General features: G+C 70.5%; 10 protein-coding genes and 1 pseudogene. 4 read left to right on the top strand and 7 right to left on the bottom strand.

Going from position 1 to position 12,336, the window contains the following annotated elements:
- Positions 1–235 (bottom strand): ATP-binding cassette domain-containing protein (locus OOT46_RS05390; protein WP_265402553.1); only part of this gene is annotated, 235 nt, incomplete at its 3' end.
- Positions 236–466: 231 nt separating this feature from the next.
- On the opposite strand from OOT46_RS05390, the gene OOT46_RS05385 reads away from it, so the two are divergent.
- Positions 467–1,675, top strand: a complete 1,209-nt coding sequence (locus OOT46_RS05385) for a Yip1 family protein (RefSeq protein ID WP_265402552.1) — start codon at positions 467–469, stop codon at positions 1,673–1,675.
- 93 nt (positions 1,676–1,768) lie between these two features.
- Positions 1,769–2,824, top strand: coding sequence for a mechanosensitive ion channel family protein (locus OOT46_RS05380; protein ID WP_265402551.1), 1,056 nt, complete (start codon positions 1,769–1,771; stop codon positions 2,822–2,824).
- A gap of 256 nt (positions 2,825–3,080) precedes the next feature.
- On the opposite strand, the gene fusA is transcribed toward OOT46_RS05380, so the two are convergent.
- Positions 3,081–5,144: an elongation factor G gene (gene fusA, locus OOT46_RS05375; RefSeq protein WP_265402550.1), complete on the bottom strand. Its 2,064-nt coding sequence runs from the start codon at positions 5,142–5,144 to the stop codon at positions 3,081–3,083.
- 258 nt (positions 5,145–5,402) lie between these two features.
- On the opposite strand from fusA, the gene OOT46_RS05370 reads away from it, so the two are divergent.
- Positions 5,403–5,669, top strand: coding sequence for a KTSC domain-containing protein (locus OOT46_RS05370; RefSeq protein ID WP_265402549.1), 267 nt, complete (start codon positions 5,403–5,405; stop codon positions 5,667–5,669).
- Positions 5,670–5,687: 18 nt separating this feature from the next.
- Here the strand turns inward: OOT46_RS05370 and OOT46_RS05365 are convergent, their stop codons facing one another.
- From OOT46_RS05365 to OOT46_RS05355, 3 genes are all read right to left on the bottom strand, one after another.
- Positions 5,688–6,125, bottom strand: a complete 438-nt coding sequence (locus OOT46_RS05365; RefSeq protein WP_265402548.1) for a hypothetical protein — start codon at positions 6,123–6,125, stop codon at positions 5,688–5,690.
- Positions 6,126–6,423: 298 nt separating this feature from the next.
- Complete coding sequence (locus tag OOT46_RS05360) at positions 6,424–7,914, bottom strand: AMP nucleosidase (RefSeq protein ID WP_265402547.1); 1,491 nt, start codon at positions 7,912–7,914, stop codon at positions 6,424–6,426.
- A 136-nt stretch (positions 7,915–8,050) separates the two neighbouring features.
- Positions 8,051–8,425 (bottom strand): hypothetical protein, encoded by a 375-nt coding sequence (locus tag OOT46_RS05355; RefSeq protein WP_265402546.1) that lies wholly within the window; start codon positions 8,423–8,425, stop codon positions 8,051–8,053.
- Between the two features lie 198 nt (positions 8,426–8,623).
- Between OOT46_RS05355 and OOT46_RS05350 the strand changes: the two are divergent.
- Positions 8,624–10,477, top strand: a pseudogene (locus OOT46_RS05350) (carboxyl transferase domain-containing protein); the annotation flags it as partial.
- Positions 10,478–10,504: 27 nt separating this feature from the next.
- Here OOT46_RS05350 and OOT46_RS05345 read toward each other — a convergent pair.
- Together OOT46_RS05345 and OOT46_RS05340 are read right to left on the bottom strand one after the other, a co-directional pair.
- Positions 10,505–10,990 carry a cupin domain-containing protein gene (locus tag OOT46_RS05345; protein ID WP_265402545.1) on the bottom strand — a complete coding sequence of 162 codons (486 nt, stop codon included), beginning with the start codon at positions 10,988–10,990 and terminating at the stop codon, positions 10,505–10,507.
- 295 nt (positions 10,991–11,285) lie between these two features.
- Entirely contained in the window at positions 11,286–12,293 is a 1,008-nt protein-coding gene (locus OOT46_RS05340) for a metal-dependent hydrolase (protein WP_265402544.1), read from the bottom strand.
- Positions 12,294–12,336: the final 43 nt, after the last annotated feature.

Below are 12,336 nucleotides of genomic sequence, written 5' to 3'. Positions count from 1 at the left end.
CCTCCTGGAACACATAGCCGATCGCTGCTTCGGCCCCGGGCAGCCGCAGCTGCCCGGCGCTCGGCGCCTCCAGCCCGGCCACCAGGCGCAGCAGGGTGCTCTTGCCGCAGCCCGAGGGCCCCAGCAGGGCGACGAACTCGCCGGCCTTGATGCGCAGGCTGATGTCCTGCAGGGCCAGCGTGCCGGTCGGGAAACGCTTGTCCAGGTGTTGGGTCTCGATCAGGGATGGCGCCAATGCTGCGGTCCTCGGGTCATGCGCGGGGTCGGCCCGATTGTCGCGGCGATTGGGCGCGCCGGGGGGGCAGGGCGGTTTTGAAGCCCTGCCGCAGACAGCTTCGAGGGGCGTCCCTGAAACAGGGGACAAGCTGCCGACCCCCCCAACATCAAGGGAGGGCGCCGGTTGAAACAGCTCGTTAGCATCCGGCCCCATCAGGCCTTGGAGCCGTCCTGCTGGAGCTTTTCACTCATGAATGTCGTCAACCGCGCGCGCAACCTGCTGTTCTCGTCCAACACCGAATGGCCGGTGATCGCGGGTGAGAACCACAGCATCGGCACCATCTATGCCCGCTACCTGGCCTTGCTGGCCGCCATCCCGGCCATCGCCACCTTCATCGGCATGGCCGTGGTCGGGGTGGGCTTTTTCGGCGTCAGCGTGCGTTTGCCCTTTTTCGGCAGCCTGGTGCAGGCGCTGGTCAGCTACGGGCTGTCGCTGGTGATGGTGTTCGTGCTGGGGCTGGTGATCAATGCGCTGGCGCCCACCTTCGGCGGCCAGAAGGACGCGCTGCAGGCCTTCAAGGCGGCGGCCTACAGCATGACCGCCTCGATGGTGCTGGGCATCGGCGGCGTCTTCCCGATGCTGGGCGCGCTGTTGGGGCTGATCGGCGCGGTCTGGTCGATCTGGCTGCTGTACCGCGGCCTGCCGGTGCTGATGAAGGTGGCACAGGACAAGGCGGTCGGCTACACCGCCGCGGTGGTGGTCTGCGCCATCGTGCTGGGCCTGCTGGTCGGCGCGCTGGCGGCGCTGGTGGCGCCCGGCATGCCCTCGATGGGCAGCGCCGGTGCCGGCGTGACCGTCGACACGCCGCAGGGTGAGGTCAAGCTCGACGAGATGGCGCGCCGCATCGAGGAGGCCGGCAAGCGCATGGAGCAGGCCAGCCAGTCCGGCGACAGCGCCGCCATCGGTGCAGCGGCCGGCGAGATGGTGAAGGCCATGGGGGCCGGCGGACGCGCACCGATCGCGGCCCAGGAGCTGAAGGCGCTGCTGCCAGAGTCGCTGGCCGGCCTCAAGCGTGAAAGCTACGAGGCGCAGAGCGGGGCCGGCATGGGCTTCAACACCTCCTCGGCCGAAGCGGGCTACGGCAACGGTGGCGAGGCCACGCTGCAGGTTTCGATCGCCGACGTTGGCGGCCTCGGCGGACTGGCGGCGATGGCCGGGTGGATGAGCATGACCGGGGAACGCGAAACCGAGACCCGCATCGAGAAGGTCTACAAGGCCGGCGGCCGCACGGTCCGCGAGCAGAGCGAGAAGGACGGCTCGTCCGCCGAGATCTCCATCGTGCTCGCCAACGGTGTGGTGGTCGAGGCGCACGGCAATGCGATGCCGCTGGCCTCGGTGCGCCAGGCCGTCGAGGCACTGGATCTGGCGCGGCTGGAAAGCCTGGCCCCGGCCAAATAAGGCGCCGTCCGGGGACGGGCAAGCCCCGCCGTCCGGGACGTCCGTCGCGCGCTGCCGCGGAGCGGCCGACAGGCTCTGTTAGCCTCGCGGGACATGACGCTCCTGCAAACCCTGTCCCCCTGGATCAATACCGCCTGGGCCGCACTGGTGGCCGTCGTGCTCGCGCTCATCGGGCACCGCATCGGGCGTTTTCTGCTCTTGCGCATCACCCGGCACACCACGGTGCTCGACGCCGTGGCGCGCAGCTGCGACCGGCCCGCGCAGTTCGTGCTGCCGCTGGCCGCGCTGCAAGTGGTCTGGTTCGGCGCGAGCGAGACGCTGCCGCGCCTCATCGTGCTGCGCCACGTCAATGCCGTCGTGCTGCTCGCCTGCATCACCTGGCTCGGCATGCGGGCGGTGCGCGGGGCGACCGCGGGGTTCATCAAGCTGCACCCGGCGGACGTCGCGGACAACCTGCAGGCCCGCCGCATCCAGACCCAGGCGCGCGTGTTGTCGCGCACGGCGCAGTTCGCGGTCCTGCTGGTCGGGCTCGCGCTGATCCTGATGACCATCCCCGGGGCGCGCCAGGTTGGCGCGAGCCTGCTGGCCTCCGCCGGCGTGGCCGGCGTGGTCGCGGGTCTGGCCGCCAAGCCGGTGTTCGGCAACCTGATCGCCGGGCTGCAGATCGCGCTGGCCCAGCCCATCCGCATCGACGACGTGCTGATCGTCAAGGGCGAGTGGGGCCGGGTTGAGGAGATCACCGGCTCCTACGTGGTGCTGAAGATCTGGGACGAGCGCCGCCTCATCATCCCGCTGCAGTGGCTGATCGAGAACCCGTTCGAGAACTGGACCCGCACCACCTCGCAGATCATCGGCACGGTGTTCCTGTGGGTCGACTACGGCATGCCGCTGGAGCCCCTGCGTGCCGAGGCGAAGCGCGTCTGCGAGGCGACGCCGGAGTGGGACGGGCGGCTGTGCCTGCTGCAGGTCACCGACACCTCTCCCCAAGGGGTGCAGCTGCGTCTGCTGGTGACGTCACGCTCCTCGGGCGAGAACTGGGACCTCCGCTGCGCGGTGCGCGAGGCGCTGGTCACGCTGATGCGGCGCGACTACCCGCAATTCCTGCCGCGCATGCGGGCCGAGCTGGGCCATGAGGGTCGGCAACTGTGACCGGATGACCAGAACTGCGAGCGGGTGTGTCGAGTCCAGCGTGTCGGTTGCGCTTCGCGACGCTTGCTTACCGTGCCGCAGCCCTGCTGTGAAATGATCGCGGGAGCGCTTCCCACCGGTTTGCCGGCAGGAACACGCATTTCGATAATCTCTCAGGAGGACCCGATGGCTGGCGTCGTCGTACGCCGCCATCGCGGAAACGAGCTGTGCGTGGTGTGTGACCTCGGGCTGGCGGCCGGGCTTTTTATCCCGTCCCTCACTCCTCGTCCTTCACCCGGTACTGGCTCACCAGCTGCTGTTGAACCCCGGGCGGCACCGGGTCGTAGTGCGACAGCGTGATGCTGTACTGACCCTGGCCGCCGGTCATCGCGTTGAGGCGCGACTGGTAGCCGTTGAGTTCGGACAGCGGCACTTGGGCGAGCACCGTCATCGTGTTTTGTCCGAGCGCGCGCGTGCCGCTGACCTGCCCGCGTTTGGACGACAGGTCGCCGGTGACGTCGCCGACGCTGCTCTCCGGCGCCGTGATCTCGATATCCACAATGGGCTCCAGCACGATGGGCCGGGCCTTCTGCACGGCGTCGATGAAGGCCTTGCGGCCGGCCGTCACGAAGGCGATTTCCTTCGAATCGACCGAGTGGTGCTTGCCGTCGTACACCACCACCCGCACGTCCTTCACCGGGTAGCCGGCGATCACGCCGCTGTCCAGCACCTGGCGCACCCCCTTCTCGACGGCCGGGATGAACTGCGAGGGAATGGCGCCGCCCTTGACCTGGTCGACGAACTCGAAGCCCGAGGCCGCGCCGCTCGAGCGCGGCAGCGGCTCGACGCGCAGGAACACCTCGCCGAACTGGCCGGCGCCGCCGGTCTGCTTCTTGTGGCGGTGGTGGCCTTCGGCGGGCGCGGTGATGGTCTCCTGGTAGGCGATGCGCGGCGGCCGCGCATTCACTTCACATTTGTAGACCTCGGTCAGCCGCTCCAGCAGGGTGCGCAGGTGCAGTTCGCCCAGCCCGTAGACCACCGTTTCGTTGGTCACCGCGACGTGCTGCACCCGCAGACAAGGGTCCTCGTCGACCAGCTTCTGCAGGATGTCCCAGAGACGCTGCTCGTCGCCGCGGCGGCGCGGCTCGATCGCCAGGCCGTGTACCGGGGTCGGGAAGTCCAGCGGCTTCAGGTGGATGTGCTCGTCCTCGGCGGCATCGTGCAGCACCGCGTCGAAGTGGATCTCGTCGACCTTGGCGACCGCGCACAGGTCACCCGGGCCGGCGCGCGGCACCTCGACATGCTCCTTGCCCTGCAGCAGGAAGAGGTGGCCGACCTTGAAAGGCTTGCGGCCGTCGCCGACATACAGCAGGCTGTCGCGCGTCACCGTGCCCTGGTGGATGCGCATCACGCCCATCTTGCCGACATAGGGGTCGACGGTGATCTTGAAGACGTGGGCCAGCACGTGTTTGGCCGGGTCGGGTTCGGCCTTCAGTGGCTGGGCTTCGGGGCCTTCGCCCTGCAGGAACTGAGGCGGATTGCCCTCCGCCGGGTTGGGCAGCAGCCGCACGATCACGTCCAGCAGCTCGGCGATGCCCGCACCGTTGCGGGCCGAGACGAAACAGACCGGGATCAGGTGGCCTTCGCGCAAGGCCTGCTCCAGCGGGGCATGCAATTCGCGGGGGTCGACGTCGCCGTCGTTGAGGTAACGCTCGACGAAGCCGGCGTCGACCTCCACCACCTGCTCCACCAGGGCGCGGTGGGCCTGCTCCACCGAGGAGAAGTCGGCCTCGCCCGACGGGTTGAAGAAACAATCCACCACGCGGGTGCCACCGTCGGCGGGCAGGTTCAGCGGCAGGCATTCCTTGCCGAAGGCCTCGCGCAGTTGCTCCAGCAGGGCCGGCAGGTCGACCCGCTCGGCGTCGATCTTGTTGACCACGATCAGGCGGCACAGCCCGCGGCCGGCGGCCCAGTCCATCATGCGCGCGCTCAGGGGCTCGATGCCGGTGGAGGCGCTGAGCACCACGGCGGCGGTCTCGACCGCCTCCAGCGCGGTCAGCGACTGGCCGAGGAAGTCGGGCGCCCCCGGCGTGTCGATGGCATGGATGCGGGTGTCGAGGTGGTCGAAGTGCACCACGGCCGACGCCAGCGAGTGCTGCATCTTGCGCTCCAGCGGGTCGAAGTCGCAGACGGTGTTGCCCCGCTCGACGCTGCCCGGCGCGCCGATGGCGCCGGCCTTGTGCAGCAAGGCCTCCAGCAAGGTCGTCTTGCCGGACGCTGCCGCACCGACCAGTGCAAGCGTGCGTATCGAAGCGGGGCCGGGCAAGCCGGGCAAGGTCATGGGCGCTCTCCTGAGGACTGCAGAGGCGTCGCATGCACCGTGCATGGCGGGCAAGTCGCGCGACTGCTGGGGTGGGCCGACCGGTGCGGCACAGGGTAAGGGATGACGCGGCGCCGCACAAGGAGGTCGATCCGCGGACAGGGACAGCCGGTGGTCTGGCGCTGACGGTCCGGCGCCGTCCGGTACTGCAGCCCGTGGGTATGGGGCTTGCATGCCGGCGGGTCGTCCAGCGGCCCTGCGAAGCTGGCCCCGCGCCCCATGCACCGCCATCCCGTCGCCTCCAGCAGCCTGCGCTCGATCGGCTACGACGCGGTGCACCGCACGCTCGAGGTCGAGTTCGTCACCGGTCGGGTCTACCGCTACCTGGACGTGCCCGAGCTGGCCTATCAGCAGTTGATGGCGGCCCCGTCCCTGGGGCGGCATTTCAATGCCCGCGTGCGGGATGTCTACGAGGCCGTCGAGCAGGTGCCGGCCCCGGCGCCACGGCGACGGCTGGGCGGCGGTCCGGCCGGCCGCCGGACCTGAGGCCCCTGCTTCTGGTGTTCAGCCCTCCGGATTTCCGGCGCGGCCCTTCTTTGCAAGCTGCTCCATCAGATGGCCGGCGACCTCGTTTTCGAGCTCGACGAGGGCCGCCGGCGAGACCTGCAGTGCGGTGGCATAGTGCTCGATGCGCTGGCGCTCGCCGCCGGTGTAGCGGCCGTCGGCAAAGGCCAGGTACAGGCAACATTGCAGGAACACGGTACGCAGCTCGGCGCTGTCGAAAACGCGGCTCAGCGTGCTGCTGTCGAGCGGCTCGCGCACGATGTCCTCGAACGAGTCGGGTGCCGCGAGCCGGCCGTGGCAGGTGTCGTAGAAGCAGCGCAGCAGGGCCTGCTCGCTGTCGTGCTGTCCGTCGACCAGCGACAGCTCGTGCAGCGCGCGCACCAGGGCGCGGACGTGGTGGATCTCCAGCTTCTCCAGGGAGGCGAGCGGGTGCTTCATGCCGAATCCTTTCGCTTGGGATCGCAGGGGCTGGCGGCCGCAGCGGCGCGCCGGCAGGCAGGACGGCAAGGAAGGGGGAGGGAGCTGGAAGCAGTGTGCGCGGGCGGGCGCAAGAAAAACGGCGCGCGTCGGCCGGGCCTTCCCGGCCAGGCTGACGTCCGGCCCGCGCGCAGGCACAGGCCCGACACCCGCTGGAACAGCGTTTGGCATCGGCTCACCGACCGGCCCTCCTTCTAGGAATTCTGCCGGCGAGTGTAAGGCAGGCGGGGGGCGGCGGCGGCTGGCCGCCGCCCGAGGCTCACTGGAAGGCGACTTCGGCGAAGCTGCGCAGCTTGCGGCTGTGCAGCTGGTCCTGGCGCTGCTGGCGCAGGATGTCGACCGCGCGCAGGCCGATGCGCAGGTGCTGGTCGACCCGCTCGCGGTAGAACTGGTTGGCCATGCCGGGCAGCTTGAGTTCGCCGTGCAGCGGCTTGTCGCTGACGCACAGCAAGGTGCCGTAGGGCACCCGGAAACGGAAGCCGTTGGCGGCGATCGTCGCGCTCTCCATGTCGAGGGCGATCGCGCGGCTCTGGCTGAAGCGGCGCTCGGGCGTGCGGTGCGGCAGCAGCTCCCAGTTGCGGTTGTCCACCGATGCGACGGTGCCGGTGCGCATCACCCGCTTGAGCTCGTAGCCCTGCAGTCGGGTGACCTCAGTCACCGCCGACTCGAGGGCCACCTGCACCTCGGCGAGCGGCGGAATCGGCACCCACAGCGGCAGGTCCTCGTCGAGCACATGGTCCTCGCGCACGTAGCCGTGGGCCAGCACGTAGTCACCCAGCTGCTGGGAGTTGCGCAGGCCGGCGCAATGGCCAAGCATGATCCAGGCATGCGGGCGCAGCACCGCGATGTGGTCCGTGATGGTCTTGGCATTGCTGGGGCCGACGCCGATGTTGACCATCGTGATGCCGCTGCGGTCCTTGCGCACCAGGTGGTAGGCGGGCATCTGGGGCAGCCGGGGCGGCGGCGAGCCGTTGAGGTCGCTTTCGTCGGTCAGCAGGTGGGCACGCCGCGTCACGACGTTACCGGGCTCGACGAAGGCGATGTAGTCGTCGTTGGGCGAGTTGTCGGGGGCCGAGGCCATCAGCTCGCGGCCGATGCGCACGAATTCGTCGATGTAGAACTGGTAGTTCGTGAAGAGCACGAAGTTCTGGAAGTGCTGCGGCGCGGTGCCCGTGTAGTGGCGCAGCCGGTGCAGCGAGTAGTCCACCCGCGGCGCGGTGAACAGGGCCAGTGGCCAGGGCTGGCCGAAGGGCGGCTCGTAGGTGCCGTTGGCGATGCCATCGTCCATCGCGGCGAGGTCGGGCAGGTCGAACACGTCGCGCATCAGCAGCCGGCGGCCGGCCGGCAGCGTGCCTTCGAGGTGGTCGTCCTCGAAGAGGGAGAAGTGCAGCGGGATGGGCTGGGCGCTGGTGCCGATCTCCAGCGGGATGCGGTGGTTTTTCAGCAGCAGGCCGAATTGCTCGCGGAAGTAGTTGCCGAACAGCTCCGGCCGGGTCAGCGTGGTCTCGTAGGTGCCGGGTCCGGCGACAAATCCGTAGGCCAGCCTGGAATCGGCCCGCGCCACCGTGTCGGTGTGCACACGCACGAAGGGATAGTAGGCCCGCACGTGGGCCTCGGGGGTGTCGCCGGCGATGAAGCGGTGCAGGGCCTGGCGCAGGTGCGCAATGTTGGCGTCGTAGATCTCCTGCACGCGGGCCAGGGCGGCCTCGGGGTCGTGGAACTGCTGGGTGGGGAAACTGGGGGCTGACATAAAAACCTGTTTTTCCTCGGATGGCCTGCCGATTTTGGCCCGAGTCGGGTGCGGGGCCGCGCGGTGGCGCGAGGCCCTGCTTGCAACAAGTGTTCCAGTGCCCGCGTCAGCCAGGCGGGCGGCGGCGCGGGCGGCCTCAGACGCCGGCCGACAGCACCGCGGTGACGCTGGCTCGGGTCACCTGCGGCAGGGCGGCGGGGCCGGCCGTCGCTGGCCCGCCCGGCAGACTCAGACCGGCCTGGACGCTGGCCTGGCACAGGTCGCGCAGCGGGGCGGCAGGTTCGTCGGTGCAGCGTGCCGCGGCTTCGGCGCGCTGGCCCGCGGCCGCGCGCGCCTGCTCGGCCCGCAGCACGGCGCCAGCCAGCACCTGGTGGAAGGCCAGCAGGAGGAGCAGCGCCAGCATCACGCCGAAGGCGGCCTGATGCCGCGGCGAGCGCAGCAGGGCCTGCAGGGCGGCCCAGCCAGGCTGGGCCGCCTGCCGGCCGGGGAAGGCAGGGGCAGTGAGGGCCATGGTTCGCTCCTTGAGTTCGTATCGTGCCGGGATCGTCGCGCCGGCCGCTGCGCGAGGCTGTCCGCAGGCTCCTCGCGCGGGTGTAGGAAGGGGCCTACGGTCGGCCCTCGCAATCGGCGTTGTCGTCCATGCGTCAGCCGCGCGCCGGCGGCGACGCTACAGTCGACCGCGAAGGAGGCCTTCATGAGACAGATCGACATCGCCGCCCCGATGGCATCCACCCTGCTGCTGGTCGAGGTCCAGCCCGGGCAAACGGTACGCGCCGGCCAGGCGCTGCTGATCCTCGAGGCGATGAAGATGGAGCACGAGCTGCGCGCGCCCTCGGACGGGCGCGTGGAAGCGGTGCTTGCCCGCCCGGGCGAGCTGCTGGCCGAGGGGGACGTGCTGCTGCGCCTCGTGGTGCTCGACGCGGTGCCGGCCCAGGAACCGGCTGCGGCCGGGCCCGCGGTCCAGACAACGCCGGCTCGGCCGCCCGCCGCCGAGCCGGCCGAAGCCGTTTCGCGCGCCGACCTGCGGCGCTTGCAGGAGCGGCTTGCCTGCACCGACGATGCGGCGCGTCCCGAGGCCGTCGCGAAGCGCCATGCGCAAGGGCAACGCACCGCGCGCGAGAACATCGCCGACCTGTGCGACCCCGGCAGCTTCAGCGAGTACGGCGCCCTGGCGATCGCCGCCCAGCGCAGCCGCCGCAGCTACGAAGAGCTGGTGCGCCTCACCCCGGCCGACGGCATCGTCACCGGCATCGGCTCGGTCAATGCGGCCGCGTTCGGCATCGAGCGCAGCCGCTGCGTCGTGATGGCCTACGACGCCACCGTGCTGGCCGGCACCCAGGGCATCCGCAGCCATCAGAAGACCGACCGCATGCTGGGCATCGCGCTGCAGCAGCGCCTGCCGGTGGTGCTGTTTGCCGAGGGCGGTGGCGGGCGCCCCGGCGACACCGACATGCCCATCGTCGCCGGCCTGAACGTCGGCACCTTCGCGGCCTATGCGCGCCTGTCGGGCCAGGTGCCCGTGGTGGGCATCGCCGCGGGGCGGTGTTTCGCCGGCAACGCCGCCTTGCTGGGTTGCAGCGACGTCATCATCGCGACCCGCGCCAGCAACATCGGCATGGGCGGCCCGGCGATGATCGAGGGCGGCGGACTGGGTGTCTTCCGTCCTGAGCAGATCGGCCCGAGCGAGGTGCAGGCCCGCAACGGCGTGATCGACCTGCTGGTGGAAGACGAAGCCGAAGCGGTCGCCCGCGCCCGGCACTACCTGTCCTTCTTCCAGGGACGCCTCGCGCAGTGGGAAGCCGCGCCGCAGGACAGCCTGCGCGACGCGGTGCCCGAAAGCCGCGTGCGCGCCTACGAGGTGCGCCGCGTGATGGAAGTGCTGGTCGATGCCGGCTCGCTGCTGGAGCTGCGCGAGGGTTTCGGCCGCAGCGTGCTGACGGCGCTGGCGCGCATCGAGGGGCGGCCGGTCGGCCTGCTGGCCAGCAATCCGGCCTGGCTGGGCGGCGCGGTCGATGCCGAGGCGGCCGACAAGGCCGCGCGCTTCATGCAGCTGTGCGATGCGCACGGGCTGCCGCTGGTCTCGCTGGTCGACACGCCGGGCTTCATGGTCGGCCCCGACACCGAGGCGAGCGCCCAGGTGCGCCATGTCAGCCGCCTGTTTGTCGTCGCCGCCAAGCTGCGTGTGCCCTTCGTCAGCGTGGTACTGCGCAAGGCCTATGGGCTGGGAGCGATGGCCTTGACGGGCGGCGGCTTCCACGTGCCGCTGGCCACGGCGGCCTGGCCCACCGGCGAGTTCGGCGCGATGGGGCTGGAGGGGGCCGTGCGGCTGGGCTATCGCAAGGAGCTGGAGGCACGGCCGGAAGGCCCCGAGCGCGAAGCCTTGTTCGAGCAACTGCTGGCGCGCCAGGTCGAGAACGGCCAGGCCATCCACATGGCCGAGACCCTGGAGATCGATGCGGTGATCGACCCCGCGGACACGCGGTCCTGGCTGGTCCGCGCGCTGGCCTCGGCCCGGCCGCCGCAGGACGGCGACCGGGGCCGCGCCTACATCGACACCTGGTGAGGCGAGACGGCCTGGGCCGCTCGCCTTTCACGGCAGGAAGCGCTCCAGCGGCGGGTTGGTGACCCACTCCGCGATGTCCGCGCGCCCGGCACAGGAGCAGCAATAGCAGTAGCACATGAGGGCGCCGCGGTCGCCGATGCGGAGGCTGTAGGGCGTGCCTTGCGGGATGTACATCCAGTCGCCGGCGACCAGTTCGGTGCCGTTGTAGATCACCGAACCGTCCGCGATGAAACGCACGCCGTCGCCCTCGTCGTGCGAGTGCTCGGCCACCTCGGCGCCGGGCGGTGCGCTGGTGACAAACAGCTGCGAGGGCTGCAGCACGAAGGGCAGCTGGTACTTCTCGAAGCCCGGCGGCACGTTGCTGACCGGCAGCAGCTTGCGCAGCCGCTGCGCCTCGGGATCGCGCGAGGTCAGCACCTTGCGGCGCAGGTCCAGGCCCAGCGCCTTGACCACCCCCTCGACGCGGACCGCGCCCTCGGCGAAGGAGACCTGGTTGGGATTGAAAAGTTTCATGTCTGGCTCCTGTGGATGAAGTGGCCGGTGGGCCACTTCATCAAGCTAGCCAAGCGGAGGCGCCGCCGCCTCGCCCCGGGTGGGGACCCCCAATGGGGGTAGCCGCTTCAGGCCGCGGGCTGGGCCCGCGCCCGCTGGTTGGAGGACCAGACGCTGGATCTCCTCCGCGCTGGCGCTGCCGGCACTGTTGGCATACCGCAGCGAGCCGCTCGCGTCCGACGGCAGCTCGACGCCGCCGCCTTCCGCACCTCACCCTCGGCCTGCCGGCGGCAGTTTCGTGGGGTGGAGCCGGGCCTCAGCGCGGCGGCGGCAGGGGCTCGCCGGCCGCGCGCCGCCACAGCCAGGACAAACCCTGCCTGAGGTCGGGCCGCATCTCGATGTGGCGCGGCGTGACGGCTTCCACGCCGCCGGGCGCGCGCCGGGCCACGACAAAACTGAAGCTGTAGTGCGGCTCCATGCCCATGCGCAGGTCGGCGATGCGCAGCTCGCCGTCCTGCTCGCTGAGCTTGAAGAATCCGTGCGTGAACCAGGCCATGCGCTCGGCGGCCGGGTTGCCGCGCAGGTCGCGCCACAGCGCTTCGCCGCGCGCATGGGGCTCGAAGCGGACCTCGTGGTCCTCATCGAGCAGCGAGTGGTAGGCCTCGCTGTAGCCCTCGGGCGTGATCGCGACGATGCGCCACAACACCGTGTTGAAGGGGGTCGGCGTGACCAGCAGGCGCTCCGCCTGCAGGCCCTGGGTCTGCAGCGAGGCCCGCACCACGCTGTCGACATGCTGTTGTGCCGCCACACCCCAACCCAGGTAGGCCGTGCTGAGCACCAGCCCGGCCGCGTTCCAGCGCCAGCCCGCCGGGTTGCGCCGCGCCATCGCGACGCCGACGCCGATCAGCAGCGGCACCGTGTAGAGCGGATCGATGATGAAGACACTGCCCACGCCATAGGGGTGGTCGGTGAAGGGCAGCCCCAGCTGGGTGCCGTAGACCGTCATCCAGTCGAGCAGCGGATGCGTGACGAGGGCCAGCCACACCGCGGCCCACCAGCCGCGGAAGCGGTCGGTCTCGCGGTGCAGCTTCGCGATGAGGCCGGCCAGCAGGGGCGCCAGCAGCGTCTGGTAGAACAGCGCGTGGCTCTCGGTGCGGTGCAAGGTCATGTTGCTGACCGGGTCGCCATGGTCGACGAAGGCATCCAGGTCGGGCAGCGTGCCGCAGACGCCGCCCCACAGGGCCGCCTTCCAGACGGCGGTGCGCCGCCCCATCACTGCGATGCCGACCGCCGCGCCGAGCGCGAGTTGTGAGAGTGAATCCATGGGGCGGCATTGTGCGGTGTCCGCCCCGGACCGCCGCTCTCAG

It is taken from the genome of Aquabacterium sp. A7-Y (genome assembly GCF_026153205.1).
GTDB lineage: Bacteria > Pseudomonadota > Gammaproteobacteria > Burkholderiales > Burkholderiaceae_C > Caldimonas.
Note: the sequence above shows the minus strand (reverse complement) of the source record. Positions and strands in the feature narration are given on the sequence as shown.

What these genes read in the sequence shown, in the direction of transcription:
- OOT46_RS05385 (WP_265402552.1), top strand. Translation starts at nt 467, where the DNA reads ATGAATGTCGTCAACCGCGCGCGCAACCTGCTGTTCTCGTCCAACACC.
- OOT46_RS05380 (WP_265402551.1), top strand. Translation starts at nt 1,769, where the DNA reads ATGACGCTCCTGCAAACCCTGTCCCCCTGGATCAATACCGCCTGGGCC.
- fusA (WP_265402550.1), bottom strand. Translation starts at nt 5,144, where the DNA reads ATGACCTTGCCCGGCTTGCCCGGCCCCGCTTCGATACGCACGCTTGCA.
- OOT46_RS05370 (WP_265402549.1), top strand. Translation starts at nt 5,403, where the DNA reads ATGCACCGCCATCCCGTCGCCTCCAGCAGCCTGCGCTCGATCGGCTAC.
- OOT46_RS05365 (WP_265402548.1), bottom strand. Translation starts at nt 6,125, where the DNA reads ATGAAGCACCCGCTCGCCTCCCTGGAGAAGCTGGAGATCCACCACGTC.
- OOT46_RS05360 (WP_265402547.1), bottom strand. Translation starts at nt 7,914, where the DNA reads ATGTCAGCCCCCAGTTTCCCCACCCAGCAGTTCCACGACCCCGAGGCC.
- OOT46_RS05355 (WP_265402546.1), bottom strand. Translation starts at nt 8,425, where the DNA reads ATGGCCCTCACTGCCCCTGCCTTCCCCGGCCGGCAGGCGGCCCAGCCT.
- OOT46_RS05345 (WP_265402545.1), bottom strand. Translation starts at nt 10,990, where the DNA reads ATGAAACTTTTCAATCCCAACCAGGTCTCCTTCGCCGAGGGCGCGGTC.
- OOT46_RS05340 (WP_265402544.1), bottom strand. Translation starts at nt 12,293, where the DNA reads ATGGATTCACTCTCACAACTCGCGCTCGGCGCGGCGGTCGGCATCGCA.